The sequence below is a fragment of the Hymenobacter rubidus genome (assembly GCF_016734815.1).
GTDB classification, from domain to species: Bacteria; Bacteroidota; Bacteroidia; order Cytophagales; family Hymenobacteraceae; genus Hymenobacter; species Hymenobacter rubidus.
On sequence record NZ_JAERQF010000016.1, the window covers coordinates 17,572 to 43,670 of the forward strand.

The 26,099-nt window shown below is 62.4% G+C and carries 21 protein-coding genes; 10 read left to right on the forward strand and 11 right to left on the reverse strand.

Features of this window, described 5'->3' with window-relative positions:
- Positions 1 to 147: 147 nt before the first annotated feature.
- Both JKL48_RS12400 and JKL48_RS12405 read right to left on the reverse strand, forming a co-directional pair.
- Positions 148 to 603, reverse strand: a complete 456-nt coding sequence (locus JKL48_RS12400) for a DinB family protein (protein ID WP_201982836.1) — start codon at positions 601 to 603, stop codon at positions 148 to 150.
- A gap of 202 nt (positions 604 to 805) precedes the next feature.
- Positions 806 to 1,984 carry a phosphatase PAP2 family protein gene (locus JKL48_RS12405; protein ID WP_201982838.1) on the reverse strand — a complete coding sequence of 393 codons (1,179 nt, stop codon included), beginning with the start codon at positions 1,982 to 1,984 and terminating at the stop codon, positions 806 to 808.
- A gap of 245 nt (positions 1,985 to 2,229) precedes the next feature.
- On the opposite strand from JKL48_RS12405, the gene JKL48_RS12410 reads away from it, so the two are divergent.
- Complete coding sequence (locus tag JKL48_RS12410) at positions 2,230 to 3,717, forward strand: aldehyde dehydrogenase family protein (RefSeq protein ID WP_236668760.1); 1,488 nt, start codon at positions 2,230 to 2,232, stop codon at positions 3,715 to 3,717.
- Between the two features lie 52 nt (positions 3,718 to 3,769).
- Positions 3,770 to 4,378: a Uma2 family endonuclease gene (locus tag JKL48_RS12415; RefSeq protein WP_201982839.1), complete on the forward strand. Its 609-nt coding sequence runs from the start codon at positions 3,770 to 3,772 to the stop codon at positions 4,376 to 4,378.
- Positions 4,379 to 4,393: 15 nt separating this feature from the next.
- Here JKL48_RS12415 and JKL48_RS12420 read toward each other — a convergent pair whose 3' ends face one another.
- Both JKL48_RS12420 and JKL48_RS12425 read right to left on the reverse strand, forming a co-directional pair.
- Entirely contained in the window at positions 4,394 to 4,807 is a 414-nt protein-coding gene (locus tag JKL48_RS12420; RefSeq protein ID WP_201982843.1) for a hypothetical protein, read from the reverse strand.
- A gap of 117 nt (positions 4,808 to 4,924) precedes the next feature.
- On the reverse strand, positions 4,925 to 6,937 hold the full coding sequence (locus tag JKL48_RS12425) for an FAD-dependent oxidoreductase (RefSeq protein WP_201982845.1): 2,013 nt from the start codon (positions 6,935 to 6,937) through the stop codon (positions 4,925 to 4,927).
- Positions 6,938 to 7,243: 306 nt separating this feature from the next.
- On the opposite strand from JKL48_RS12425, the gene JKL48_RS12430 reads away from it, so the two are divergent.
- Positions 7,244 to 7,768, forward strand: coding sequence for an acyl-CoA thioesterase (locus JKL48_RS12430; protein ID WP_201982848.1), 525 nt, complete (start codon positions 7,244 to 7,246; stop codon positions 7,766 to 7,768).
- Between the two features lie 127 nt (positions 7,769 to 7,895).
- Here the strand turns inward: JKL48_RS12430 and JKL48_RS12435 are convergent, their stop codons facing one another.
- From JKL48_RS12435 to JKL48_RS12445, 3 genes are all read right to left on the reverse strand, one after another.
- Complete coding sequence (locus tag JKL48_RS12435) at positions 7,896 to 11,039, reverse strand: TonB-dependent receptor (protein WP_201982850.1); 3,144 nt, start codon at positions 11,037 to 11,039, stop codon at positions 7,896 to 7,898.
- 147 nt (positions 11,040 to 11,186) lie between these two features.
- On the reverse strand, positions 11,187 to 12,302 hold the full coding sequence (locus tag JKL48_RS12440) for an inorganic phosphate transporter (RefSeq protein WP_201982853.1): 1,116 nt from the start codon (positions 12,300 to 12,302) through the stop codon (positions 11,187 to 11,189).
- Between the two features lie 156 nt (positions 12,303 to 12,458).
- Positions 12,459 to 14,321 carry a M1 family metallopeptidase gene (locus tag JKL48_RS12445; protein ID WP_236668761.1) on the reverse strand — a complete coding sequence of 621 codons (1,863 nt, stop codon included), beginning with the start codon at positions 14,319 to 14,321 and terminating at the stop codon, positions 12,459 to 12,461.
- 214 nt (positions 14,322 to 14,535) lie between these two features.
- Between JKL48_RS12445 and JKL48_RS12450 the strand changes: the two genes are divergently transcribed.
- The 3 genes from JKL48_RS12450 (at position 14,536) to JKL48_RS12460 (ending at position 17,596) form a co-directional block, all read left to right on the forward strand.
- Positions 14,536 to 16,893 (forward strand): mechanosensitive ion channel domain-containing protein, encoded by a 2,358-nt coding sequence (locus JKL48_RS12450; protein ID WP_201982860.1) that lies wholly within the window; start codon positions 14,536 to 14,538, stop codon positions 16,891 to 16,893.
- A 355-nt stretch (positions 16,894 to 17,248) separates the two neighbouring features.
- On the forward strand, positions 17,249 to 17,392 hold the full coding sequence (locus tag JKL48_RS12455) for a hypothetical protein (RefSeq protein ID WP_201982862.1): 144 nt from the start codon (positions 17,249 to 17,251) through the stop codon (positions 17,390 to 17,392).
- Positions 17,393 to 17,443: 51 nt separating this feature from the next.
- On the forward strand, positions 17,444 to 17,596 hold the full coding sequence (locus JKL48_RS12460; RefSeq protein ID WP_201982865.1) for a hypothetical protein: 153 nt from the start codon (positions 17,444 to 17,446) through the stop codon (positions 17,594 to 17,596).
- Between the two features lie 17 nt (positions 17,597 to 17,613).
- On the opposite strand, the gene JKL48_RS12465 is transcribed toward JKL48_RS12460, so the two are convergent.
- A complete protein-coding gene (locus JKL48_RS12465; protein WP_201982867.1) occupies positions 17,614 to 17,883 on the reverse strand; it encodes a hypothetical protein in 270 nt (89 codons plus the stop codon).
- A 126-nt stretch (positions 17,884 to 18,009) separates the two neighbouring features.
- Between JKL48_RS12465 and JKL48_RS12470 the strand changes: the two genes are divergently transcribed.
- From JKL48_RS12470 to JKL48_RS12480, 3 genes are all read left to right on the forward strand, one after another.
- Positions 18,010 to 19,530, forward strand: a complete 1,521-nt coding sequence (locus tag JKL48_RS12470; RefSeq protein ID WP_201982868.1) for a rhamnogalacturonidase — start codon at positions 18,010 to 18,012, stop codon at positions 19,528 to 19,530.
- A gap of 168 nt (positions 19,531 to 19,698) precedes the next feature.
- Positions 19,699 to 21,042, forward strand: a complete 1,344-nt coding sequence (locus tag JKL48_RS12475) for a TolB-like translocation protein (RefSeq protein ID WP_201982870.1) — start codon at positions 19,699 to 19,701, stop codon at positions 21,040 to 21,042.
- Between the two features lie 69 nt (positions 21,043 to 21,111).
- The gene (locus tag JKL48_RS12480) at positions 21,112 to 22,251 is read left to right on the forward strand and encodes a PKD domain-containing protein (protein WP_201982873.1); all 1,140 of its coding nucleotides are present in this window, start codon (positions 21,112 to 21,114) and stop codon (positions 22,249 to 22,251) included.
- 141 nt (positions 22,252 to 22,392) lie between these two features.
- Here JKL48_RS12480 and JKL48_RS12485 read toward each other — a convergent pair whose 3' ends face one another.
- A complete protein-coding gene (locus tag JKL48_RS12485) occupies positions 22,393 to 23,073 on the reverse strand; it encodes a GDSL-type esterase/lipase family protein (protein ID WP_201982875.1) in 681 nt (226 codons plus the stop codon).
- Between the two features lie 93 nt (positions 23,074 to 23,166).
- Here JKL48_RS12485 and JKL48_RS12490 point away from each other — a divergent pair, with 93 nt between their 5' ends.
- A complete protein-coding gene (locus tag JKL48_RS12490) occupies positions 23,167 to 23,508 on the forward strand; it encodes a DUF7668 domain-containing protein (RefSeq protein ID WP_201982877.1) in 342 nt (113 codons plus the stop codon).
- Positions 23,509 to 23,517: 9 nt separating this feature from the next.
- Here JKL48_RS12490 and JKL48_RS12495 read toward each other — a convergent pair whose 3' ends face one another.
- Together JKL48_RS12495 and JKL48_RS12500 are read right to left on the reverse strand one after the other, a co-directional pair.
- On the reverse strand, positions 23,518 to 24,858 hold the full coding sequence (locus tag JKL48_RS12495) for a glycoside hydrolase family 88/105 protein (protein ID WP_201982879.1): 1,341 nt from the start codon (positions 24,856 to 24,858) through the stop codon (positions 23,518 to 23,520).
- Positions 24,859 to 25,076: 218 nt separating this feature from the next.
- Positions 25,077 to 26,066, reverse strand: a complete 990-nt coding sequence (locus JKL48_RS12500) for a dioxygenase family protein (RefSeq protein ID WP_317191931.1) — start codon at positions 26,064 to 26,066, stop codon at positions 25,077 to 25,079.
- Between the last annotated feature and the right edge of the window lie 33 nt (positions 26,067 to 26,099).

A 26,099-nucleotide genomic window follows, 5' to 3' on the forward strand; every position in this document is an offset into this window, starting at 1 on the left:
ACACAGTAGAGATGCTTCGACAAGCTCAGCATGACGTTCGAGCGCATACGGTTACTTATTCAAGTAAGCCAGATATTGCCGCACAAAAAAGCCCGCTCCTGAACAGGAGCGGGCTTTTTTGTGCGGTGCGGGCGGCAGGGAAGCGACCTAATCCTGCTCGTGGATAATCTGCCCGACGTGGTGCTCCAGGTGCAACACGTAGTCGTCGATGAGCCAGGTAAGCGTGACGGGGTTTCGGTTGAGCGAAAAGCACTCGGTGGCCAGCACGGCAGCCGGAATCTGGGCCAGCAGGTGCCGAATAAGCTGGTTGAAGTTGGTCCAGAGCGCAAGCAGCTCGGCTGATGGAAAGTGGCAGTAATCGGCCACGCGCACCCACGCCTCTTGCTTATAGGGTAGCAGCTTAAGCGGCGGCGACACCTGCGCCAGCACAAAGCGGCGGTGGTTGTTGGTCGCTGAGTCGATGAGGTGGCCTAAAATCTCTTTTTTGCACCAGCGGCCCGGACCGGGCAGTTCCCGCAGCTCATCCTCCGAAAACCGGTTCCAGTGCTTGGGTAGTAGTTCGAGTTGGGCTTCGAGGCGAGTCAGGCTTTCGGAGATGTCCATGTCGGCAATATACCGGTCAAGAAGTTGTTTAATAATTCAAAATGCCGGTCAGGCAGCGCGCAGCGCAGCATCTCGCGTGCTGCTTAATGAGTGACAGCGAGCAAGCTGCTGCGCTGCGCGCCGCACAACCGACGCTAAGGGCTTTCCGCTTTCCAAAACCGCCATTGGTATGCCGGGGCGGCGGGCAGGGAGTTGCCAGGGCCTACCAGCGCAACGACCACGACGCCCCCGTGAACGGCCCGTAGGCATACGGCGCCAGTTGGCCCCGCCGAAACCAAGGCTTGGGCCGCGGCAAATGCTGGAGGCCCGTGCCGTGCACGGAAGCGGGGTCGGCGGGGGCTTCTTCGACGCGGGTGCGGCCATTGCGCACGGCGATTTTGGCAAAAGCATAGCCCAGCGCAATGCCCACGGGGTAGTCGCTGGCCCAGTGCACGCCGTTGTTGAGCATGGCGTAGCCCAGCAGGCCCATCAGGCCGTAGCCCACGGGGCGAATGAAGTGGTATTCCGGGTAGTTTTCGGCAATGACCGTGACCGTGGCCATGGCCGTGGCCAAGTGGCCCGTGGGGAAAGCGTCGTAGTTGGGCACGAAGCTTTGGTAGCGGTTGTAGGATGGGAACAGGTGCCACTCGCCGCGGTCCTGGGTGGCCACGTAGGGGCTCTGGCGGCCGGTGAGGCGCTTGAGCGTCTGCACCACCAAGCCGGTGCTGAAAATGGCCTCGCCCAGTTGGCTGGAGGTTTGCAGGGCGCGGTTGTCCTTCTTGATGCCGCCGTAAATCCAGAAGCTGCTGGCCACGGTGAGGTGCGTCCAGCCATCGCCCAGGAAATAGAACGTGCTGTTGAGGTTGTCGGGCACGTTGAACTCGAAAGGCAGGTTGGCTGAGCCGACGTGGAAGGGGATGTGTATCAGCGTGCGCTGGGTGCTGGCGGCTTTCAGGCCCAGTTGCTTGCCCACGTCCTGGCTCCAGTCGATGATGGCCTGGTCGGCCACCCACAGCGCCAGCGAGCCCACGGCCAGCCCGATAAACGTGTCCTTGTTTTCCTTGCGAAACGCATAGCCGGGAAACTGGCCCAGGTCGCGCGGAATGTGGTAGGCCCAGGCAAAGGGCTTGGGCTTGGGGTAGTACCAGGTGACGCCGGGCGCCACGGTGTAGGTGCTGATGCGGCCCTGCGCATCGCGCGGGTGAATGTGGGGCAACGAATCGGCCGGGGTTGCGGTCAGTAGGGCGTTGGTGGTATCGGCGGGGGCGGCGAGCGTGTCGAAAGAAACTGCCGAATTGATGGTGGGGCGGGGGGCGCTGGCGAAACTGGGGGTGGCAAAAGGCAAACTAAAACACAGCGCAACCAACAGCCGCGTGGAGCGGCGGGAGTAAGAAGGATTCACGAAAGAAAAAATAAATAATAACAGCGGCGCGGCCTCGCGGTGGGGGTGGAGCGAGGGGGCACCAAATGGGAAAACAAGGGAGCAGCGGCTCGGATAATGGGCCACAAAGGTAACACCGACGTCACGCGGGGCTAACCCCGAAGACATCGTTCCACGATGACGCACTAGCTCACCAGATATTTTAGGCTAGCAGCGTATCTTTCAGCGAGCCCGTGCTGTGCGGCCCGGCCGTTCTTCCTTTCTCGTTGCTAAATCCCGCCTTCGTGACGCCCCAAACTGCTTCTGCGCCCCTGGAGGGCCTTGTTTCACCAGCCGGAGCCATTGCCGCCAATGCATTTGGGGAAGCGTTTACGGCCTTGCGCCAGCGCACGGCCGCTCTGCGCCAGGAGGATGTGGCCGCCCGCCGGGCCCGCTTGCAAAAGCTGATGAACTGGCTGCACGCGCACCGCTCTGACATTCAGCAGGCCCTCTTTGCCGACTTCCGCAAGCCCACCGCCGAAACCGATTTGACCGAAATATGGACCTCGCTGGTCGAGCTGAAGCACACCATGAGCCAGCTGAAAAAGTGGATGGCGCCGCGCAAAGTGGCCGCCCCGGTGGCCCTGCTGGGCACCCGCTCCTGGGTGCAGGTCGAGCCCAAAGGCGTGGTGCTCATCATAGCGCCTTGGAACTACCCGTTTTACCTGGCCGTGGGGCCGCTGATTTCGGCCATTGCGGCCGGCAATGCCGTCGTTATCAAACCCGCCGAGCAAACGCCGGCCACTTCCGCGCTGCTCCAAAAGCTGTGCGAAGAGCTGTTCCGACCCGACGAGGTGCTGCTGCTGCAGGGCGACAAAACCGTAGCCACCGAGCTGCTGAAGCTGCCCTGGGACCACATTTTCTTCACCGGCAGCCCCGAGGTGGGCAAGATTGTAATGCGCGCCGCCGCCGAGCACCTCTGCGGCCTCACACTGGAGCTGGGTGGCAAAAACCCCGCCGTGGTGGACGAAACCGCCAACCTGCGCGACGCCGCCGAGAAAATTGTGTGGGGCAAATTCCTCAACAACGGCCAGACCTGCGTGGCGCCCGACTACCTGCTGGTGCAGGAAAGCGTGCAGCCGGCACTGCTCACCGAGCTCACGGCCGCCATTCAGCGCGCCTACAACCCCAGCGGCGCCGGCATCGAGCGCTCCGAATCCCTGGCGCGGGTAGTCAACCGGCACCATTTCGCCCGGCTGGCCGGCCTGCTGGAAGATGCCCAAACCAAAGGCGCTACAGTAGCCACCGGCGGCACCCTGAACGAAGCACAGCTCTACATCGAGCCTACCATTCTGACCAACGTGCCGGCCTCGGCCCGCGTGCTGGACGAGGAGATTTTCGGCCCGCTGCTGCCCGTGCTCACCTTCAAAACTTTGCCCGAAACGACAGAATACATCAACGCCCGCCTCAAGCCGCTGGCGCAATACGTTTTCACCGCTGATGCCACAAACCGCCGCTATTTGCTGGAAAATGTATCGGCCGGCGGGGCGGGCGTGAATGAAACGGTGCTGCACTTTGCGCACCCCGAATTGCCAACCGGCGGCGTGGGAAATTCCGGCCTGGGCAAGGCGCACGGCCACTCGGGTTTCCTGGCGTTCAGCAATGAGAAGGGCGTATTACGGCAGCACGTGGGCTTCACGGGCATCAAGGCCATGTACCCGCCCTATACCAGCAAGGTGCAGAAGTTGATTGGGTTGCTGGTGAAGTATTTGTAGCAGCCCGGAAATCCTGTGTTCTACTTTTGCGCAACATCCTACCCGTAGTACCATGGGCCAGTCCGAAATCCACCCTCGCTACACCCCCGAAGAATATTTTGCCTTAGAGGCCCAAAGCGAGGTGCGCCACGAATATTTCGACGGCGAAATTTTCGCGATGGATGGTGGTACCAAGTCGCACAACCTGATTAAGGGCAATACTATGGCTGGCTTGCGGGCTGGCGTCCGACAACGAGGATGCCGAGCGTACGATGAATCGGTTCGGCTAGCCGTGCAGGACGATTTCCACCACACCTACCCCGACGTGGTGGTGAGTTGCGACCCCGCCGACCGCCGCGACCCTCATCTGGTGCGACAGCCGTTGCTGATTGTAGAAGTGCTGTCGCCTTCCACGGCCGAGTACGACCGCAGCCGAAAATTCACGCAGTACAAAAAAATGGCATCATTACGCCACTACATTCTGGTTTCGCAGACGGCCTGGGTACTGGAATGGTTCCGGCGCAACGAGTCCGATGAGTGGATTTACACCGTGTTCAGCGACCCGGCCGACGTGCTCGAAATTCAGGAATTGAACTTACGCCTGCCGCTGGCCGATGTATACGAGGATACCGACGTGGCTCCGCTGCTGCTGGACCCGGAGCCGGAAATGCCGCCGCGCTAGTACCCAGTAGAATAGCTACTTCTGCCGCTGCTGCATCTCAGTGGCTATTTTTTGTTGTACGGCTTTGGTTTGCAGCTGCTTGAATTTGGTCGGGCCTACCACCGCGCTTAGCTCTTTTTGCGAGTTGATGTTGATGCGCTTGAGCTCGGCCAGGAGTTGGGGCGACTTGGGTGCAAACTTCTCTTTGGCGGCGTTGGACTGGGTGAGGGTACCGTTGAGGATGGTGCGGACGCGTCCGGTTTGGTCGGGCGTGAGCTTGAGTTCGGCGCCCATCACATCGGCCAGGTCGCGGGCAGCGGTGGGCGGCGCAGGCGAATCGGCGGTGCGCACGGTTTCTACCACCGGCGCAGGCTTGTCGCGGTGGAAAATGGAGCAGCTGCCCAACGACAGGCTCGCCGTCACTAGGCCAGAAAGGAGGGCAATGCGCATAAATTAAAATGGCGATATTCCACCCATACGCAGCGAGCGCCTGCGGGGTACGTGCGGCCGTAAAATTTCTGAGCCGTTTTGGCCCGTTCCCGAAATGCTTGCCGGACCAGCCCGGAGCTATGCCGTGGTGGCCATGCGCGGCATAGCTTCCACCGCCCGGCTAGCTTTCATACCCTGCGCCGTGAAGTGCGCCAGCGCCATGATGGTGAGCATGGGGTTGACACCGCTGCACGCGGGAAAAGCCGAGCCATCGGCCACGAAGAGGCCCTGCACCTCCACCGTCTCGCCGTTGAGCTGGAGCGGGTGGGTGGCCGCGTCGCCGCCCATGCGGCAGGTGCTCATCTGGTGGGCGCTGTAGAGGCCGAACTGGTTGGGCTTCCAGCTCAGGTGCGGCAGCCTGTCGAGCACGTCGGGGTTTTGTAAAACGCCGTTTTTCGTTTCCAAAGTGGGCAGCGTGTTGTGGGGCAAATACACTGTTGAGGCCCCGGCGGCCACGTGGATTTGGGCGGCGGCGCGCACACCTTCCAGCATATTGGCGCGGTCGAAATCCGACAGCACGTAGTCAATAAGTGGCGCGCCGTTTTTATCGATGGTCACCCGGCCGCCGTCGCGGTCGCGGGTAAGGACGATGAAGGAGCCCAGGTGGCTGGCGTCGCGCAGCAGCTCGTGGTGCTGCCGGCCCGAGCGCCAGGGCAGCACCATGCTCAGCAGGCCGGGGTGGGTGGGGGGCGTTTCGAGCTTGGCGCCGAAGTTGGTGCCGTGCAGCTGGGTGTAGGTATCGTTTACCACGCTCATGCTGGGGCCGTGCCAGGAGTTCATGGCGTGCGGGTAGCGCGCGCCCACCACCACCGTGGGGTGTAGGTGCAGGTGGCGGCCCAGGTGCGGGTGCTTCAGGCCGGAGCGCAGTAGCAGCGCGGGCGTCTGGATGGCCCCGCCAGCCACCACCACGCGCTTCGCCTTCACCTTAATGTGGACTGAACGGCCGCTTTCGGAAGTATACACGGCCTCGGCGCCGGTGGCGCGGCCCTGGCTGATGGTGACACGGTCTACTTTGGTATCGGCCAGAATGCGGGCGCCGTGCTCGAAGGCGGTGAGCAAATACGTGTTCAGCGTGCCTTGTTTAATGCCGTGGGCATCGCCCAGCGTGGTGTAGCCCAGGCTGCGAAAGTGGCTGTCGGAATCGGTCAGGCCCTTTTCGTTGCGCGGAATCAACTTCACTTCCTGGCCCAGCTTGGTGGAGCCGTCCCAGAGGGCCTGGTTCTGGCCGTTGTGGCGGGTGTAATTGGTGTTCACGCCAATGGTGCGGGCCACGGCGTTGAGGCTTTCCTTGAATTCTAGGGTGGTGAAATGGGGCGCGGCGTGCTCGCGGGCCCATTCCTGCAGCACGTAGTCGGGCGTGCGGAAGGCGCCGGCCCAGTTCACGGTAGTGCCCCCGCCCAGGCAGGCGCCGGCCAGGATGCCAATGCTGCCATCCTGGGTGCAGAGGGTGCCTTTGGCGTCGTAGAGCTGGCCCAGCATGTCCACTTCGCGCTGGGTGAAGTCGCAGCCGTGGCAGTAGGGGCCTTTTTCCAGCACCAGCACATCAAACCCCGCCTCGGCCAGCTCGCCGGCCACCACGCCACCGCCCGCGCCGCTGCCAATCACCAGCACGTCGCACTCGTAGGTGGTGTCGGTGTCGGGTTTTAGCGTGCGAATGGGCTTGGGCGAGTCCACGGGCTTCTCGTCGGGGCCGGGGTAGCCCAGGCGGCCCCAGACGGCCGGCACTTCGGCCATGCTGCCGCCGTAGTACAGCAACGTACAGAGCTTGCGCAGCGCCTGGAAGCCCTTGCGCAGCTGCGGCACGTTGCTGGCGGCCCAGCTTTGCAGCAGCTGCTCGCGGTGCGCCGCATCGAGCTTGCGGAAGGGCTTCAGCGGGCCAAACCAGGTGAGGCCCAGCAGCGGCTTTTCCAGCAAATCGAGCAGCTGGCCAAACTCGTTTTGTGCGCCCTCGGGCTGCTCCCGGATGGCGGCTTCGAGCTTTTCCAGGTTCACGCCGGCCGCGCCGGACGGGCTGCCATCGGGCAGGGCGGGAATGAAGGTGTCGGCGAGGGCCTGGAGGACGAGGGAGCGGGCGGGCGTAAGCGAAAACATACGGCGGGAATTTTGGATGGTAAAAGGTAGGGAATTTTCCGCAAAGTGTTAGGCGTGCCGAGTAGTTTTGACGGTATTGCTGCATCGCCCTTCGCGAAAACCTCACCCCCGGCCCCTCTCCCGCGGAGAGGGGAGCCACGGCGGAGCAGGACTTGAGCTAGCATTTGTAATCGTCAGGCTCCCCTCTCTGCGGGAGAGGGGCCGGGGGTGAGGTTTTCGCGAAGGGCGGCGTGAGCAAGATGGCTCGGTTGCGCCCACCATGACGTTTGCCTTTCCGACCTTTGCCCCAGACAACCCTCGCACCATATGCCCCGCCTCATCCAAACGCCCGAAACCACCTACCGCGTCCATTTTCAGGATTGCGACATGCTGGGCCACCTCAACAACGCCCGCTACCTCGATTACTTCCTCAACGCCCGCGAAGACCACACCACCGAGCATTACCAGCTGAACATGGGCGAAATTGCCCGCGAGCAAAAGGCCGGCTGGGTCATCACCAAGCACCACATCAGCTACCTCAAGCCGGCGCGGCAGGGCGCGCGGGTCCGCATCCTGAGCCAACTCATTCACTTCGACAACTCCAATCTGGTGCTCGAAATGCAGATGCGCAGCGACGACGGCCTGCGCCTGCTGGCCCTGCTGTGGTCGGAAATGACCTTCGTGAGCATGCCCGCCGGCACCCGCACCGACCACTCCAACGCCATGATGGACCTGCTCGAACAGCTCGACGTGGAAGCCGTGAGCTACGACCCCGACGGCTTCGACGAGCGGGTGAAAGAGGTGCGCCAGGAACTGAAGAAGCAGCGGCGCAACGCGGGAAGCGACGAATAAAAGAACGTCATGCTGAGCGCAGCCGACGCATCTCTACCGCGAGAGTAAATAATTGCTTCCCCGGTAGAGATGCTTCGGCTGCGCTCAGCATGACGTTCTGTTTTTATGCTAACAGCCCTTTTTGACTCTAATTGAACGAATACCGCAGGCCCACCTGGCCCTGCCAGCGCGAGCTGATGGGGTCGGTTTGCCAAGGCGTGCCGGTAGGGTTTTTGAATTGGTACACCGGCCGGTTGTTCTCGATGCGCAGGAAATCGAGCAGGGCGTAGCCCGAGTTGTTGATGTTAGGCACGAAGTACTGGCGGCCCCAGTCGTTGTTGAGCAGGTTGCCGAGGTTGAGCACGTCGAGGGTGATTTCGAGGCGCTGGGTGCCGGCCTGGGTGAGGGGCAGCCTGGCGGTGAGGCGCAGGTCGAGCTGCTGCGTCCAGGGGGTGCGGGCGGCGTTGCGCTCGGCGTAGCTGCCGCGGCGAGCGGCCAGGTAGGGGTCGTTGTTAATGTAGGCATCGAGCTGGGCGTACTGCTGGTCGGCCGAGACGGGCGCGGCGCCCGTGATGTCGGCCAGCACGATGTCTTCGCGGGTGCGAGGGACGAACAGCAGGTCGTTTTTGGCCGAGCCGTCGCGGTTCACGTCGCCCTCGTACACGAACGAGAACGGGCTGCCCGAGCGGGCGATGTACACCAGGCTGGCGCCGAGGTTCACCTTCTTCACGTTCAGATTGTAGTAGACGTTGCCGATGAACTTGTGGCGCAAATCGAAGTTGGAATAGGCCAGGGCCGGCGAGTTGGCCACCAGCGCCTGGTTCCACTCGTAGTTGGCGGCCGGCGACACGCGCACGCCGTTCACCAGGTCCTTGCTCTGGCCGTAGCTGTAGCCGGCGGTGGCCTCCAGGTGGTCCTGAATGCGCTTGTTGAGCGAGAACGTGGCGTTGTAGTTGTAGCCCTGGTTGGTGTTGCTCATCACAAACACGTTGGTGAAGGCCGGGTCAATCTTGGCCGCGTTGCCGGTGTTGGTGAAGTAGGGCCGGTTGTCGGCCCCGGCAAACGTGGATTTGGCGTCCTTGAAATTGATGGACTGAAACAGCATGCCCGTCACCACTTTCGAGTACAAGCCCTCGGCCGTGAAGGTGAAGTCGTGCGGCAGCTTCACATCAAACGCCAGCGTGGACTTCCAGTCGCGCGGCAGCTTGAAATCGTTGTCGATGAGGTTGATTTCGGCAATGCCGGGCTGCACCGCCTGCAGGGCCGAGAGGTCCTCGGCAATGCGCAGCACGCCGGTGGGCTTGTAGTCGATGTTGTTGTAGCGGTTGCCGGAGATGTAGTGCGCGTAGGCATACCACACAAACGGAATCCGGCCCGTGAACAGGCCCGAGCCGCCGCGCACCTGCATCGTGCCGGCCTCGTTCAGCTGGTAGTTGAAGCTCAGGCGCGGGTTGAGCTGCGGCACGCCCCCGAACTTGTTCTGGTACTGCGCAAACTCCGGGTTCTTAAACACGGCCGCGTTCACGGGCACCTTGTCGGGGTGCAGCTGCATGTCGAGGCGCAAACCCAGCTGCACGTTCAGGCGGTTGGTCACGTGGTAGTCGTCCTGGGCGTAGGCGCTGAGCAGCAGCACCCGGTAGTCGGCCGAGGGCGTGTTTTTGTTGTAAGTGGCGTCGTTGTTTTCGGTGTTGTACACGCCGCGCACGCGGTTGGGCCGGTTGGCCAGGAAAGCATCCACCGACGAATACTGCCAGCGCCCGTTAAAGGCCGTCAGGAAGCGGTATTCGATGTTATTCAGCTCATTGGAAGTGCCGAACGTGAGCGTGTGCTTGTCCTTGAAAATCGTGAGGTTGTCGGTCAGCTGCGTGGTGCTCAGGCTGGAGCCGTAGATGGCCGCCTCGCGGTAGGTGCCGGCGTAGATGATGGTGGAGGCGTTGTAGTTGATTTCGAGGTGCGGAAACAGGCGGTTTTCGTAGCTGCGGTTTTCGTTCACTGTGTTGAAACCCACAATCAGCTGGTTGGAAACCTGGTTGCTGAACGTGCTTTTCAGCTCGGCCACCAGGCTGTTGGTGCGGCTGTTGTGCCGGAAACCCTGGTTGCCGTAGTTCAGCACGGTGGGCGAGCGTTCGAGGTTGTCGGCAAAGCCGGTCACGTAGTTGTCGCGCAGCGTGAGGCGGTGCCGGTCGGAGAGGTTATAGTCGAGGCGGAGCAGGAATTTGTCGCTGTTGCGCTTGATGGCCGCGTCGCCAAACGTGCCCGGGTCGTAGCCGTACTGCGTTTTCAGGAAGTCGCTCACCTGCTGGGCCACCGCCAGGGGCACGGCCGCGCCGGGCTGGCCGGGCGCGAACGACACCGGCTCCTCGCGCCGCTGCAGCTCGTAGTTGCCGAAGAAAAACAGCTTGTTTTTGATAATCGGCCCGCCCAGGCTGGCGCCCGACTGGATGTCGTAGTAGTTCTCGATGGGCGTGCGTAGCCCGTCCACGCTCTTGCCCGTGATGAGCTGGTTGCGGCCGTAGCTGTACACGCTGCCGGCCAGCCGGTTGGTGCCGCCCTTGGTCACGGCGTTGATGTTGGCCCCCGTGAAGTTGCCCAGCGTGACGTTGAAGGGCGACAGCACCACCGAAATTTCGTCAATGGCATCGAGCGAAATGGGCTGGGTGCCCGCCAGCGCGCCCGGCGTGCCCGCCGCCACCGTGCCGCTGGCCCCGCTGGCCGGCTCCTGAAACCCGAGCACGTCGTTGGTCGCCATGCCGTCGATGCTCAGGTTATTAAATCGATAATTCGAGCCGCCGAAGGAATTTTTGTTGCCCTGCGGCATCAGCTTGGTGAGGTCGCCGAGGCTGCGGTTCACGGTGGGCGTGTTCTGGATGGCCGTCTGGCCCAGGTGGTAGGCCTGGCCGTTTTTGTCGGTCGTGAAGGGGTCGCTCTTGTTGGCCGTCACCTGCACGCCGGCCAGCTCGGTGCTGGCTTCGCGCAGCGTAAACGTCTGGCGGGCCACCTTGCCCAAACTCAGGTACAGGCCATCCTGGGTTTGCGGCGCGTAGCCCACGAAGCTCACCTGAACCTGATAGGGTCCGCCGGGCTTGAGGTTGTTGAGCAAAAACTTGCCGCCGGCGTCCGACTGCGTGCCGCTGCGGGTGCCCGTCGGCACATGCGTCAGCACCACCGTGGCCCCGGGAATGCCCTCGCCCTGCTGGCCCAGCACTTGGCCCTCGAAAGCGCTGGTGGTTTGTTGGGCGAAGGTGAGGAAGGGGAGGAGGCAGGTGAGGAGGAAGAGGAGGGGTTTGGTCATATAAAGCGGGCAAATGGTAGTTATTTGACGTTATGCCGTCATGCTGAGCGGAGTCGAAGCATCTCTACCGCAGTAGTAAATAATTGCGTTGCGCGGTAGAGATGCTTCGACTGCGCTCAGCATGACGTTCCTTATGGAGTGGGGCACTCATCGGCCCAGGCTGTGAAAAGCGAAGTAAAACCCCGCGCTCAGCAGCGCCGCCACGGGCAGCGTGAGCAGCCACGACAACCCGATTTTGGCGATTTCCTTGGAGTTGGCCGTACCGTTTACCAAGCCGATGCCGTAGATGCTGCCCACTGAAACGTGCGTGGTTGACACCGGCAAACCCAGCTTGCTGGCGAAAATCACGAGCAGGCTGGTCACCATATTAGCGGTGAAGCCCTGCCCGTGGTTGAGCCTGGAAATCTTCTTGCTCATGGTGTCGGCCACTTTTTTGGCGTTCAGCCAGCCGCCGATGGCCATGGCTACGGCCAGAATCAGCACGTTCACGGGCAGGGCGAAGAACTTGCACAGCAGCAGCAGGCCCACCAGCTTGGGCGTGTCGTTGAGGCCGCGCGCGAAGCTCATGGCCGCGGCGCTGAAGTAGTGCAGGTTGTTGATGAGCGGCTGGAAATGGAGGCCGACAAACTTGCCCTGGTACAGGTTCTGGCACTCGGCCGGGGTGCCGACGCCGGCCTGCAGCGTGGGCAGCGCCGTGAAGGCGGCCGTGGGCGCCGATGCCACCGGCACCCAGGCATCGCCCACGCACACGCAGCTTTCCTCGGTGATGCCCGCCGCCCGGCGGCCCCGATGAAACAGCACGTACACCAGGCTGCCCACGCCCACGGCCAGAATGGGCCCCAGCACGAGCGGCAGGAAGAACGTGGTGCCCAGCTTGCCGAAGTTCACCGCCATGCCCACCGCCACCAGGCCGGCGCCCACCAGCGCGCCCACCAGCCCGTGGGTGGTGGAAATAGGAAACCCAAACCGGGTGGCCAGCAGTACCGTGACGCCCGCTGCCAGCGCCACCGACAGCGTAAAATCAACCGACCCGATAATCTCGTCCGGCACCAGCCCCTTGCCGGAGAAGTTCTTAATCAGCTCTTCGGCAAAGAAATAGGAGCACACCGAGCCCGCAAACGTGGCCACCGTGGCCAGCACCAGGGCCGGGCGGTAGGCCAGCGTGCCGCTGCCCCAGAGCGTGGCCACGCCTTTGAAGTTGTCGTTGGCCCCGTTGGAATACGTGAGCAGCAACACCGCCAGAAACAGAAAAATTAGGAGCATAGAACCGCGTTAGAGTGAACAAAAAAGCCCCGCGCTGACCAGCAGCGCGGGGCTTTGCTACGCAACCTACGACGGGGTTTTCGCAGTTGGTTTGGCCAATGTTAAGAAAATGTTACCCGCCCGCCAATTAATAGCAGACGAGCTACGAAGGCGGGCCTACTGTTGCGCCCAGGCATTATCCTTCTCGTTGGCATCCATGAAAATGCCGCCGTCGAGCCGCACCGATTTCGCGGCTTTGGGCAGGGTGATGGTGGCCTGCTGCTGATTGGCCTGCCACACGGCGGGCGACTGGTGCAGCGTGGCTTTGCTGCCGTCGGCATACTCCACCACCACATCAAACGGCACGGCGAAGCCGCCGATGTTCTGCACCGTGACGGTGGAGCCGTTGGCCGTCACAGCCAGGTCGATATAGCCATTCGTGAAGAACCAGTTGTTGAAAAACCAGTTCAAATCCTGGCCGCTGGCGCTGCTCATCGAGTTGAAATAATCCCACGGAATGGGGTGCTTGCCGTGCCAGCGGTCCATGTACTCGTGCAGGCTTTTCTTGAACAGCGCATCGCCGAGCATGTCTTTCAAAGCAAAGTAGCTGAGCGAGGGCTTGCCGTAGGCGTTGTTGCCGTAGCCCGACTTCAGCTCGCTGCTGGGCGTGATGATGGGCAAATCCTCGGCCGTGCTGCGGTCGTTAATCCAGCGGCTGACGCGGAATTGCTTGTAGAACTTGTCGGCCGTTTCGGCGCCGTTTTCGGCGGTGTTGATGAGGCGCTCAAACGTGGTGGCCCAGCCCTCGTCCATGTAGGCGTAGCGGCTTTCGTTGATGCCCATGTAGAAGGGGAAGTAGGTGTGCGCGATTTCGTGGTCCTGCACAAACTGCGCAAACTTGGGGTCCTTCTGCGGGCTGTCGTTCACCATCATCGGGTATTCCATGTCGGCAAAGCCCTGGAAGGCCGTCATTTTGGGAAACGGATACGCCACGCCGGGCCAGTTGTTGGGGTTTGAGAACCAGCCCAGCGCGAACTGCGCGTTCTTCACCGACTCCCGAAAATCCACCGTCGAATCAGCGTAGGCGGCCTGCACGCTGGCGCGGCGCTTGGCCTTGGCATCCACAATCACGCTGGCGGCGTCCCACACGTAATGGTCGCTCAGGCCCACGGTCATGTCCGAGATGTCGCGCGCGGTCCATACCCAGGTGTTCATGGGCTGCTGGGTGGTGATGCTCTTCTTGGCCAGGTCGGCCGCGGTGGCGATGTGCAGCACCTTGTCGGTGGTCATCGACTGCTTGAGGCGCTTGGCGGCGTCCTTTTGCAGCACTTGGTCAGGGTTTTGCAGGGTGCCGGTGGCCCACACGATGTAGTTGGCCGGCGCCTTCACGCGCAGGGTGTAGTCGTTGAAATCGTTGTAGAACTCCTTGCTATCCACGAAAGGCAGCCGGTCCCAGCCGTTGTAGTCGTCGTACACCGCCACGCGGGGGTAGAAGTAGGCCAGGAAGTAGGTGGTGGGGTCAATCATGCCCTCGCGGCCGCTTTCGATGGAAATCGGAAAGTGCCAGGCCACGGCAAATTTCACCGAATCGTGCGGGGCCAGCGGGCGGGGTAGGCGAACGCCCGGCGCGGTGCCCAGGTTCTGCGGCAGGGCCTTGAGCTGGCCCGCCACCTGGAAGCTGTCAACCACCACGCCCGAGGTGAGGTAGTCCGGCGAAGCGTCGCCGTCGCGCGAGGCACCGGGTTTGTGGATGTTCTGGATGATGCGCAACACCACCTGGCGCAGGGTGTCGGGGCTGTTGTTGAAGTAGGTGATGGTTTCGCGGCCGCGGATGTCGCGGGCCGGCGGCGCGGCCTGCACGGTGATGTCGTAGCGGGCGCGGTTTTGCCAGTACTTGGGGCCGGGGCGGCCGTCGGGGCTGCGGGTGCCTTTGGCGAAGGCGGCCTTGATGTCGCGCGGCATGTAGAGCGGCGTCGTTTGCGCGGCGGCGGTTTCGGTGAGGCCGGCGAGCAGGCAGAGCGTGAGAAGGGGTTTCAGCATAGCAGGGACAGACGGCAATAATGGGGCGTGCGTTGCAAAGTAGCGCGGACTTGGCGAGTCCGCGCTACTAAGGCGGCCGGCTCCGGCTCCCGGTTTTCCCCGTCGATGCAATGCCCCTGTTCGGCGGCAGAACGCCCGGCTCCATCTTTTGCCGAAATCGCGGCCTGCCTTTCCCGTCCGGTGGCGCGTACTTTTCCAGCCCCAAAGCTCCAGTATGCCCGTTCCAAATCCCTTGCCGGCCCGCCCAACGCCGTTAAAAACAACTTGGCTTGGCCTGCTTTTCTGGCTGCTGCTCCTGGCCCCGGCCCACGCCCAAAGCACCGTCATCAAAGAAGACTCGATGGCGGTGGACACCACCGTGGCCCGCGACGATTCTTACCGCCTCGAGGTGGGCTACACCACGCTCAGCAGCATTTCGGGGCAGGTGCGCAAGGTGTTCGACACGCGCCCGCTGGCCGAGGAGCTGCCCGATGTGGTCGAAAACCTGAAGGCCATTCAGTACACCCTCAAGCAGAAGGACGAAGTCGTCGACATCAAGCAGCTGCAAATGTGCCAGCTCATGCTCGTGACGCTGCAGGAGCAGCTGGCCGACTGGCGCACCAGCCTGGCCGAGGCCAACCAGCAGCTGGCCGCCATGCAGGCCCGGCTCAAAACCATCACCCCGCCGCCCCCGCGCCTGGCCCATGCCGATGCCACCACGCTGGCCCTGGAGCGCTCCGATTCGGCCCTGCTGGCCCGGCAGCAGCGCATCGGCGGCCTGCTGGCCAAGCGCTACCTCAAGGTGAAGCAGCTGCAGACGCAGGTGGCCGCCAGCTACATCCAGGGCATGGAGCTGCAGGACGAGGTGGGCGACCAGCTGCGCCGCTACAGCCGCACCAGCACCCAGCTCAACTACCCGCCGCTGTGGGAAGCCAAGTCGATGCCCAAGCTGCCCGCCGACCCCAAGGCCCGCAAAGCCGGCCAGTACCGGCGCGAAATCATCAATTACTACTTCGCCAACAACTGGGACAACTGGGCCTATATGGCCCTCATCGGGCTGGTGTTCTACGGCTGGGTTTCCTTCAACTACCGCCGGGCCAACAAGCAGGCGCTGGTGCTCACCGAGCCCTTCCACTACCTGCGGCCCGGCCCCGTTGCGGCCACGCTGGTCGTCATGTTCAGCCTGGCCCCGGCGCTGGAGCTGCACCCGCCGCCCGTGTACCTGGCGGTGCTGCAGCTGTTGCTGCTGGTGGCCCTCACGGCGGTATTTGCCCGGAGCTGGCCGCGCCGGCTGTTTCTGTACTGGCTGGGGATGGTGGCGTTTTTCGTGTGGCTGTCGGTCACCAACGCCAACGCCACCACCGGCCTGGGGGCGCGCTGGGGCCTGCTGGGCCTCAATGCGCTGGCCGTGGCCGTGGGCGCGCTGCTGCTCTGGAAGCTGCGCGACACCCTGGCCCAGATGCGCTTCCTCATTCCCATTTCCTGGCTGTTCATCGGGCTCAATGGGCTGGCCATTATCTGCAACGTGTTGGGGCGGCTGAGTTTGGCCAAGATGTTCAGCACGGCGGCCATTTTCGGGCTCACGCAGGGCATCGGGCTGGGCGTGTTCATCGAGCTGTTCACCGAAGCCTTCCACCTCCAGATTCTGTGCAGCCGGGGCAGCGAGGGCGGCACAGCGGCCTTCGACTACGACAAAATCGAGCCCCAGCTCATGCGCCTGCTCACGGTGCTCGCCGGCGTGCTCTGGCTGATGGTCTTCACCTCCAACCTCAACGTGTACAACGCCGTCTACGGCTTCTTTGACCAGGCCCTCACGGCCCCGCACACCCTCGGCAGCACCGTGTTCACCTTCGGCAACATTCTGCTGTTCTTCCTCATCCTCTACATCTCGGCCCTGCTGCAACGCTACATCGGCTACTTCTTTGGCGAGGTGGGCGACGATGATTCCGAGGCCCGCAAGCGCGGCTCGTGGCTGGTGGCGCTGCGGCTGCTGCTCGTGCTGGTGGGCTTTGCGCTGGCCACGGCCGCCACGGGCCTGCCGCTGAGCAAAATCGCCATCGTGTTCGGCGCGCTCAGCGTGGGCATCGGCCTGGGCTTGCAGAGCATTGTCAACAACCTGGTGTCGGGCATTATCCTGATTTTTGAGCGGCCGTTTCACGTCGGCGACTTCATTGAAGTGGCCGGCAAGGCGGGCCGGGTGCAGGACATTGGCATCCGCTCGAGCAAGCTCACGTCCGTGACGGGCTCCGAAATCATTGTGCCCAACGGTGACCTGCTTTCCAACCACGTCATCAACTGGACGCGCACCAACGACCACATCCGCGTGGACCTCGTGCTCAAAATGGCCCCCGGCACCGACCTGCAAACCGACCTGCAGAAAGCCCGCGAGCTCATCCAGGAAGAAATCAAAACCAGCCCCTACACCATGCACAACCTGCCGCCCGAAATCCTGCTCAGCAGCATCAACGGCCAGGTGTACGAGCTGAAGGTGCTGTTCTGGATTACCAACATCCGGCAAGAGCAGCTCACCAAAAGCGAGATTCTGGCCGGGATTTACCGGCGCTTCACGGCCGAGGGGCTCACGCTGAGCTAGGCGGGTGCCGCAACTGGCAATCACCGTCTTTTGCAGCTTGAAAAGTACCCAGCCCAAGCGGACTTGGGTGCCCTTGGGCAATCTTGCTGAACAGATTCATTGTGGGTAAAAAAGGGCACTTCCTGAGTACGCTCGTGCTGCGTGCTGTCCTGTGGACCGGTTGCGAGCAAGACACTAAACCAACCAACGCGCCCGAAGCCGCTCGCTCGGTCCCGGCGGTAGCAGCGAAGCCCGCGGCCTCGCCCAACACTGTGCCTAAGGATGCGGTGAAGGGTGATTTCGACGGCGACGGCCGCCCCGACTATATGTGGCTGACCGCGCCCGAAGTGACGGACGAAATTGAATGCAAGAACGAATGCACCAGCTACCTGTGGTTTGGGCCGGGGGGGCGGCCATTCCCATGCGCAACTGCATTGGCGGACAGCCCGATAACCTGGGCGATTTGAACGATAACGGCGGCGACGAAGTCGGACTGCGGCCGGATTGGTTCGCCAGTTGATATGCTGATTGTCATTTATTTAACTGCTGGCTTAGGAAATGGGAGCGGCTTGTGGAGCCCTGCTCCACGCACTGCAACCAGTGGAAAGCCGACGTGAAGCCCATCGGGAAAGGCCCCGCCCGACCGGGCCACGTCCTGATTCGGCACACGGACATGGCCGACACCACGTTTGCCGTGAAAACCAAGTCGGTGCCTGTGGAATGAGTGGCGGGTGCGGCCGGCTAGGTATCGGAAAAATGGGCCTGACTGACGGCTGTCCAGTTCGGATTATCCACGATGACGTAGTAGCGAGGGCGCACCATGCCGCAGTCCTTGAGGGCTTCTACCAGGCGCCGGGCTTCCTGGTCGGGCGTCGTGTCGGGGCCGTGCGTGATGAGGTACAACAGCTCCTGCAGCTCGTGGTAGCGGTCATCTTTGCCGGGCAAAATGCGCTCGGGGACGTGGCGGTACATGTCGGTGTAAATCTTGACGAAGGTAGTTTGAGTCTCCATAAAAGCCCTATACTACTGCCGGGCGCAGAAAGATGCGGGGCCGCCATGCCCGTAAAAAAGAGGCCGTGTCCCTGCTTCAGTACAGTACAGGAGGGTTAGGACCCGAAAAACCTGGTGCTTGCGCCCATGCTACACCGCACCGTTTGCCTGCTTCTACTGCTGCTGAGCTTCCTTCGTGGCACGGCGGCCACACCGCCAAGCGGCTTCAACGTTCGGGATTTCGGGGCCAAAGGCGACAGTATCGCACTCGATAGTGACGCCATCAACCGGGCCATTGCGGCGGCGGCGAAAGCCGGCGGCGGCACGGTGTATTTCCCGGCGGGGACCTACCGGAGCTACTCCATTCGACTGCAAAGCCGCATTTCGCTCTACCTCGACCAGGGCGCCGTGCTGCTGGCCGCCGCGCCCGTGGGCAGCACCGGCTACGATGCGCCCGAGCCCGCCGACAACGACCAGTTCCAGGATTTCGGCCACAGCCACTGGCACAACAGCCTAATTTGGGGCGAGCGGCTGGTGGATATTTCCATCCTCGGGCCGGGCACCATCTACGGGCAGGGCCTCACGCGGGAGGGGCCGCACCAGGCGCCCGTGGGCAACAAGGCCATTGCCCTGAAGCTGTGCCACAATGTGATGCTCAAAGACTTTACGGTGCGGCAGGGCGGCCATTTCGCGCTGCTGGCCACCGGCGTGGATAACCTCACCATCGACAACCTCAAGCTCGATACCAACCGCGACGGGCTCGACATCGACGCCTGCCAGAACGTGCGGGTGAGCAACTGCACCGTCAATTCGCCCTGGGACGACGCCATCTGCCTGAAAAGCTCCTTCGCCCTCGGCTACGCCCGCCTCACCGAAAATGTCACCATCACCAACTGCCAGGTGAGCGGCTTCGACCGGGGTAGCCTGCTCGACGGCACCTACCGGCGCAACGAGGCCGCCCTCGTGCCCGACCACGAAGGCCCCACCGGCCGCATCAAGTTCGGCACCGAATCGAACGGCGGCTTTCGGAATATTGCCATCAGCAACTGTGTGTTCACTTACTGCCGCGGCCTGGCCCTGGAAACCGTGGACGGCGGCCTGCTCGAAGACGTGACCATCAGCAACATCACGATGCGCGACGTCACGAACTCGCCCATTTTCCTGCGCCTCAGCAGCCGCTTGCGGGCGCCGGCCGGCACTGCCACCGGCCAGCTGCGCCGCATCAACATCAGCAACGTGACGGTGTATAATGCCGACGCGCGCTTTGCCACACTCATCAGCGGCGTGCCCGGCCATCCCATTGAGGATGTGCGGCTGAGCAACATCAGCATCTGGTACCGGCCGCTGGATGCGGCTTCGGCTTCCGCTATCCAAAAAGACCTGCCCGAGGATGAGAAAGGCTACCCCGAACCCCAGAAGCTGGGCGTGGGCCCGGCCTACGGCTTCTACATCCGCCACGCCAAAAACATCGAGCTGAACGACGTGAACATCCACCTGCTGGGCGCCGAAACGCGCCCCGCGCTGATGTTGACGGACGTGGACGGCGCCCACCTGCGCAACGTCTCGGCCGACCAGGCGGGGGCTGCGCCGCTGCTGGTTTTGAAGGGCGTGCACGGGCTGGAGGTGCGGGACAGTGAACCGTTGAAAAAGTCCACCAGCACGAGGTAGGGGCGGGGCCTGCCCCCGCCCGCCGTTGCTAATGTTGTCAAAACAGCACGTCATGCTGAGCGCAGTCGAAGCATCTCTACCGCTTCGTTGCAACGGTTCAGCCGGAGCGGTAGAGATGCTTCGACTGCGCTCAGCATGACGTCCATTTCCTTTTCCAAATCCCACCCCATGAAACACACTTTAATCCTTTCCCTCTTCCTCCTCGCCACCAGCGCCCACGCCCAAATTGGTCGCCGTTTCCCCGCTGAAAAAAAGGTTGTGAAAGACCCCGTGACCGGTACGGAACTCACCTTTCTCACCAGCACGCCGGCCGGCGATTCCAAGATTTATCAAACCCACAACCAGTGGACTTCGGACTTGCAGTGGCTCATTTTCCGCTCCAACCGGGCGAAGAACGAGGCGCTGGCGGTGAATGAGAAAACCGGCGAAATCGTGCAGGTGAGCGAGGGCGGCTACACCGGCATGCTCAACGTAGCGCGCAAGGCCATGAAGCTGTATTTCATGCGCGACCTGCCGGGGGCGAATAAGGAACAGCCCGCCGGCGTGCAGATTGTGGAAGTGGACCTGGCCAAAGTTTTCGCCGACAGCAAGGCCGGCCGCATGCAGCCCGCCAGCGCCTACCAGCGCATCTGCGGCACCACGCCACCGGAGCTGCAGGCCGGCGGCGACATGGCCCTCGACGGCGACGAAACCTGGGCCTACTTCCGCGTGGGCAAAGACGAAGCCGCCCGTCACCTGGCCCCCGGCACGAAGCTGGAAACCGAGTTTGGCCCGCGCCACATGGGCGCTGGCCCGGCCGGCATCGCGGCCATGAACGTGCAGACCGGCGCCATCAAGTACGTGGTGTCGGTGCCGTTTCAGATTGGCCACATCCAGACCAACCCCTGGGTGCCGGGCGAAATCGTGTTTTGCTGGGAAACGGGCGGCAAGTCGCCCCAGCGCACCTGGACGGTGCAGGCCGACGGCAGCGGCCTGCGGCCCCTCTACCCCGAGTCGGAATACGAGTGGGTGACGCACGAAGCGGTGATTACCAAGGACGAAACCGCCTTCGCCATCATGGGCCACCGCCCCATTCCGGCCGTGGCCAAAGACGTGGCCCCCGGCACGCCCGTGAGCGGCGCCAACCCCGGCCAGGAGGCCGCCTGGGGCCCCTCCGGTACCCGCGAGAAGCCGACGGGCCTGGCCATCGTGAACCACCGGACCCGCGAAATGACCATCGTGGGCCAGACGCCCAGCGGCAGCGGCCTCTGGCACGTCAGCGGCTCGGCCGATGGCCGCTGGGCCGTGGGCGACGACTTCGCCCGCAACATTTATTTGATAGACCGGCACACCCACGAGATGCTGCTGCTCAGCACCGGCCACAAGCCCACCGCCGCCGACCATCCGCACCCCACCATGAGCCCAGACGGCACGCGGATTGAGATTCAGTCGGCCATGCTTTCGGCCGATGGGAAGAGCATGAACATTTGTGTGATTCCGGTGCCGGCAGCGTGGCTGAAGCGGAAGTATTAGGTTTGGTGAGAAGCGAAAAAGAACGTCATGCTGAGCGTAGCCGAAGCATCTCGCGTGCAGCACTAATCAATGATGAAACAACGATTGAATTACTACCACAAGCGAGATGCCTCGGCTGCGCTCGGCATGACGTTCTTGTTTCGAATAATCTTCTTCGCTCTCGTCCTCTGCGGCCTCCACCCCGCCGCCCACGCCCAGGAAGACCGGGGCTTCAAAGTCTACCAGTTTCCGGCCAATATGATACCGCGCATCGACGGGAAGGCCGATGACTGGGCGACGTTCCCGAAGGAGTACATCGTGGGCACCGACCAGCTGCGCGACGACTCCGGCCACTACCCCCAGGCCGATTCCACCAACCTCGCCGTGAAGGTGCGCGTGGCCTGGGTAGCGGGCCTCAACCGGCTCTATTTTCTCTACGAAGCCTACGACAACTACTGGGATTTCAGCCTGCCCGGCCTGCACAACGACACCTTCGAAATCGTGGTGGACGGCGACCTCTCCGGCGGCCCGCTCACTGCCGAAATGCACCCCAATCAGGACTTGCCCCTAATGGAGCGCTACTTCGCCTTCCACGGCGTGCACGCCCAGAACTACCACATTTTCATGCCCGCCGAGGGCAAAGACTGGGCCCTGGCCTGGGGCGCGCAGCCCTGGATAAAAAAGCTGCCCTATTCCAACATCGCCTACAGCTACGACTTCCGGCCCGGCCAGCCCGGCCGGCTCACGGCCGAGTTCTGGATTACGCCCTTCGACTACGCCGGGGCCGAAGGCCCGGCGCGGGCCGTGGAATCGGTGCTGACGGAGGGCAAGAAAATCGGCCTCACCTGGGCCGTGATTGACTACGACGACGTGGCCGACGAAAGCAAAAAAGGCTTCTGGAACCTCTCGAAAAACCACAAGATGTACGGCAATTCCAGCCTGGGCACCGTCTTCACGCTGCTGCCGCTGGCTGCGCAGTACCTGCCGAAGCTGGCGGCGCAATGGTCGTTCCAGGTGACGGACATGGCCCACCGCCAGGTCACGTTCACCGACGAAAGCCGGGGCCCCATCCAGCGCTGGCACTGGGATTTTGGCGACGGCACCACCTCCACCGAGTCCAGCCCGGTGCACCGCTACAAAGATGCCGGCAAGTACCTCGTGGTGCTGAACGTGGAAGGCCCGGCCGGCAAGGCCCGCATGGCCAAGGTGTGGGATGTGGCCGTGAAGTGAGGGAGTAGCCGTGGTAGGGGCGGGGCCTGCCCCCGCCCGCCATTGAGCGGAATCGTCGCATGGTGCGAACGGCGGGCGGGGGCAGGCCCCGCCCCTACGTCGTTCACATGTGCACCCATTGCAAAGCCGCTGCTGAATAAACTAACGCCCCATAATAGCCAGCACGGGCGCTACCAGCAGCCGGGAGGCGGTGGCGTCCAGGTGCAGGCCGTCGGCGGTCATGGTGTTGATGTCGAGGCCCGGCGTTTGGTAGCCGTTCACGAAGAGGGAGTGGGTGCGCTTCGCCACCTTCTGGAAGGCGGTGCTCATGGTGCGGACCCGCTCGTTGCCGCCCTGGTATTTAGGCAGGGCTTCGGCTTTCGTGCCGTAGGGCGGCGGGGAGATGATGATGCGGGACTGGCGGATGGCGGGGTAGGGGCAGGTCTTAATCTTCTTGATGAGGGTTTCCAGGTTCGCCGGGACTTCTTTTTGGCGGTCGGCAAAAACGGCTTTGGCGTCGTTGGTGCCCAGCTCCAGCACCACGAAATCGAACGGCCGGTCCTTGGTAAACTCGGCGGCTTTGCGCAGGTTTTCGTCGATGACCAGCAGCGAATTTAAGGTGCTGTCGCCGTTGTTCACGAAGCCGATGGTGCGGCCCGATTTGCTGAGGTTGAAGACCTGCGCCCGGGGCAGGGCCAGCTCCAGCTGCTTTGGCCAGCTCTGGGGAAACGTGCCGTTGCTGTCGCCCAGAGTAAAGATGTTGAGGGCCTTGTCCGACGCCACCGGGGTTTGCGCGGGCAGCAGGGCTGGCAGGAGCAACAGAAACAGGAGAAACTTTTTCATGTCGGGAGGTGCTGGCTGGGTAATTTATTTTGCTAGAATCTATAGCTGCTCAGTGAAATGAGCGTTTCAGAAGTATAAATTAATTTTATCAGAATGAAGGGCTTTCATAAAGACATACTCTTTGACACTGTACAAAGCATTGTCCACGAATTGAGTGTTGGTGGCGTTGAACAAGTTTTGTCTGTTAGTAAACCCAGTCGTGTAACGGCTACGGATATAAAAGCTGTGATTGCAGAGCACGGAGAGAGTGTTACTATTCCTTCACAGAGAACTAAAGCTTATTTCACAGCCAGCAAAACACTACCAGAAGTCTATACAGACATTCGATTATGGGTTGATAATAACCCGAGTGATTTAGTGCTTCGTTGTACGCTATACAATACGATGTCTAATGGACTGTACGAATACAGAGTCGAAGATATTCTGGCTCCCTAATTACACCATCTACTTCACAATCTGCACCGAGCTGTCGTTAATCCCATACGGGTGCTGCTTGAGCAGCTGGGTGATTTCGGCGCCGGCCAGCAGCACGGGGCCGTAGCCGTGGGCGGCGTACACGTTCACGGGGCGGTAGTAGTAGAAGGCCGGGTCGAAGCCCATGCCGGTGCCTACGCAGGTGCCTTCCACCTGGCCCTGGGTGTTGACTTTGGTGCTCACGGCGTTCCAGGCCAGCAGGGCCATGGGGCCGTAGGCCTGGGCATCGAGCCAGCCCTGGTTCACGGCGTGGGCGATGGCGTAGGCGTAGATGGCCGTGGCCGAGGTTTCGAGGTAGCTGTCGGGGCGGTCGAGGAGCTGGTGCCAGAATCCTGTTCCGCTTTGCTGGGCGGCCAGGCCGCGGGCGTGGGCGCGGAGCAGCTCCAGCACCGCCGGGCGGCCGGGGTGGTCGGCGGGCAGCACGTCGAGCAATTCCACGGTGGTGAGGATGGCCCAGCCGTTGGCGCGGGCCCAGTGGAACTCGGGGTGCTCGGCCATGCCCTGCACCCAGCCGTGCATGTAGAGGCCCTTTTGCCGGTCGAACATGCGCGGGGCAAACTGGGTGAGCTGCTTCACAGCCTCGTCGTAGTAGCGGGCCTCGCCGGTGAGCTTGCCCATCTGGGCCAGGGCCGGGATGCTCATAAACAGGTCGTCGAGCCAGAGGGTGTTGGGCTGGGGGCGGTTGCGGGCCAGCGTGCCATCGGGCAGGCGGAATTCCTTGGTCATGATGTAATTGACGAAGTTGTCAATCATCGGCCGCAGGTTGGCCTTGGGGTCGAGGCGCTGGGTCTTAATCATGGCCGCGCAGATGGCGCCGGCGTCATCCAGGGCGTGCGGCTGCAGCACCGAGCGCACGGGCGTGGCCGCCTCGGGGTGCTGGGTTTGGTAGGCCTGGAAGTAAGGCACCAGCTCGCCCAGAAAGGTGAGGCGGCTGCGGGTGTAGGCCGCGAATTTGGGGTCGCCAGTGGTTTCGGAGACGCGCAGCATCCCGGCGTAGGTCACGCCCCACTCGTAGCTGGTGAGGCGGAAGTCGCCGGCTTTGATGATGGCGTCGGGGTTGAATTTCCGGCGGTCGGTGATGGGTGCGTTGGTCTTTTTATCGACCAGCTCGGCGGGCGTGGCGGCGTTGAGGTAGGCGTACACGCGGTCGAGGACCTGCTTCACGTCTTCGGCTTTGGTCTGGCCGTAGGGGATGGGGTAGTCGGGTTTCAGCAGGTGCAGCGGGGTGGTGGTGTCGTTGGGTTTGGGGGTTTGGGCGCGGAGTGGGGCGGCGGCCAGTAGCAGGAGCAGGGTTTTGGCGAAGAGGCGCATAGGGGGCGGGAATGGCGTTGGCCCGCCAAGGTAGAGGCCGATTAAGGACGGATTCTCCTGCGCTGTCCTGCTTTATGCCTGGTCAAATGAAAAGCAAAAAGAACGTCATGCTGAGCTTGTCGAAGCATCTCTACCGCGTAAGTAAATCTAATTACTGCTGCGGTAGAGATGCTTCGACAAGCTCAGCATGACGTTCCTGGGACTGCTTCCTGCTTCTCCTAATTCTTCAGCAGCAGCTGCGATTGCGCAAAGGTGCCCGCCAGGTTGGAAACCTTCACGTGGTACAGATAATTGCCGGCGGCCAGGCCCGATACATCCAAATCAATCATCGTTTCGCCGGCCGGCATCATGCCGAGCAGCTGCTTTAGCACCTGCCGGCCATCCAGCGCCGTCACCGTGACCTGCACTTCCGAAGGGGTGCGCAGCACCACCGGAATCTTGGTCAGGCCCTCGCAGGGGTTCGGGAAATTCTGCCGAATCTGGAACTGGTTCAAGGCTTCCGCGTCCTTCGCCGCCAGCGCCGCGGACGACACAAACGCATCCCAGCTCAGCACGTAGCCCGCCGCCACGCTGCCCGTGATGGTGCTCATCTCCGTGGCCGTGCCGTCCGAAAACACGTTGTCGCTGGCGTTGTAGGTGTAGCCGCTCATGCCCTTGGTGTAGCCGTAGGCCGTGGCCGAATTCACCGTGACCACGGCGCTGTTGGCGGCCTCCGGGAAGGCAATCTGCGAGATGAGCAGGCTGGTGCCGCTGGCCGTGTAGATGTGCACGTGGATGTGCGTGGCGCGGCTCTGGTACCACCCGGGGAAAATGGACGTGAAGCTCACCAGCCCGGCGGCGTTGGTGGTCTGGCGGCCCCGCAGGAAGTCCTGCGTGGTGTAGTTGGTGGGCTGCATGGTGGTGCCGCCGTACTGCGAGTAGTTGCCGTCTTTGTCGCAGTGCCAGATGTCAACCAGCACGCCGCCCACGGCCGCGCAGTTGCTGAGTACATTTTTCACCGTGATGTTGATGGTGAACGGAATGCCCGTGCGGGTACCGACGATGTTGGTGCGCGCAAAGTTGGCGGGATTAATCGTCGGAAACGGGCCTTCGGTTTCGGTGCTGGCCACCGTGCAGGCCTCCACCTCGCTGGCTCCCAGAAAAGCGGGCCCGACTACGGCCATGCCCAGGAAGCCAACGCTTTTTTTAAGAAAGTCAATTCTGTTCATGAGAGGAGCTGTTTGAGCATGCGTTGAAGGAAA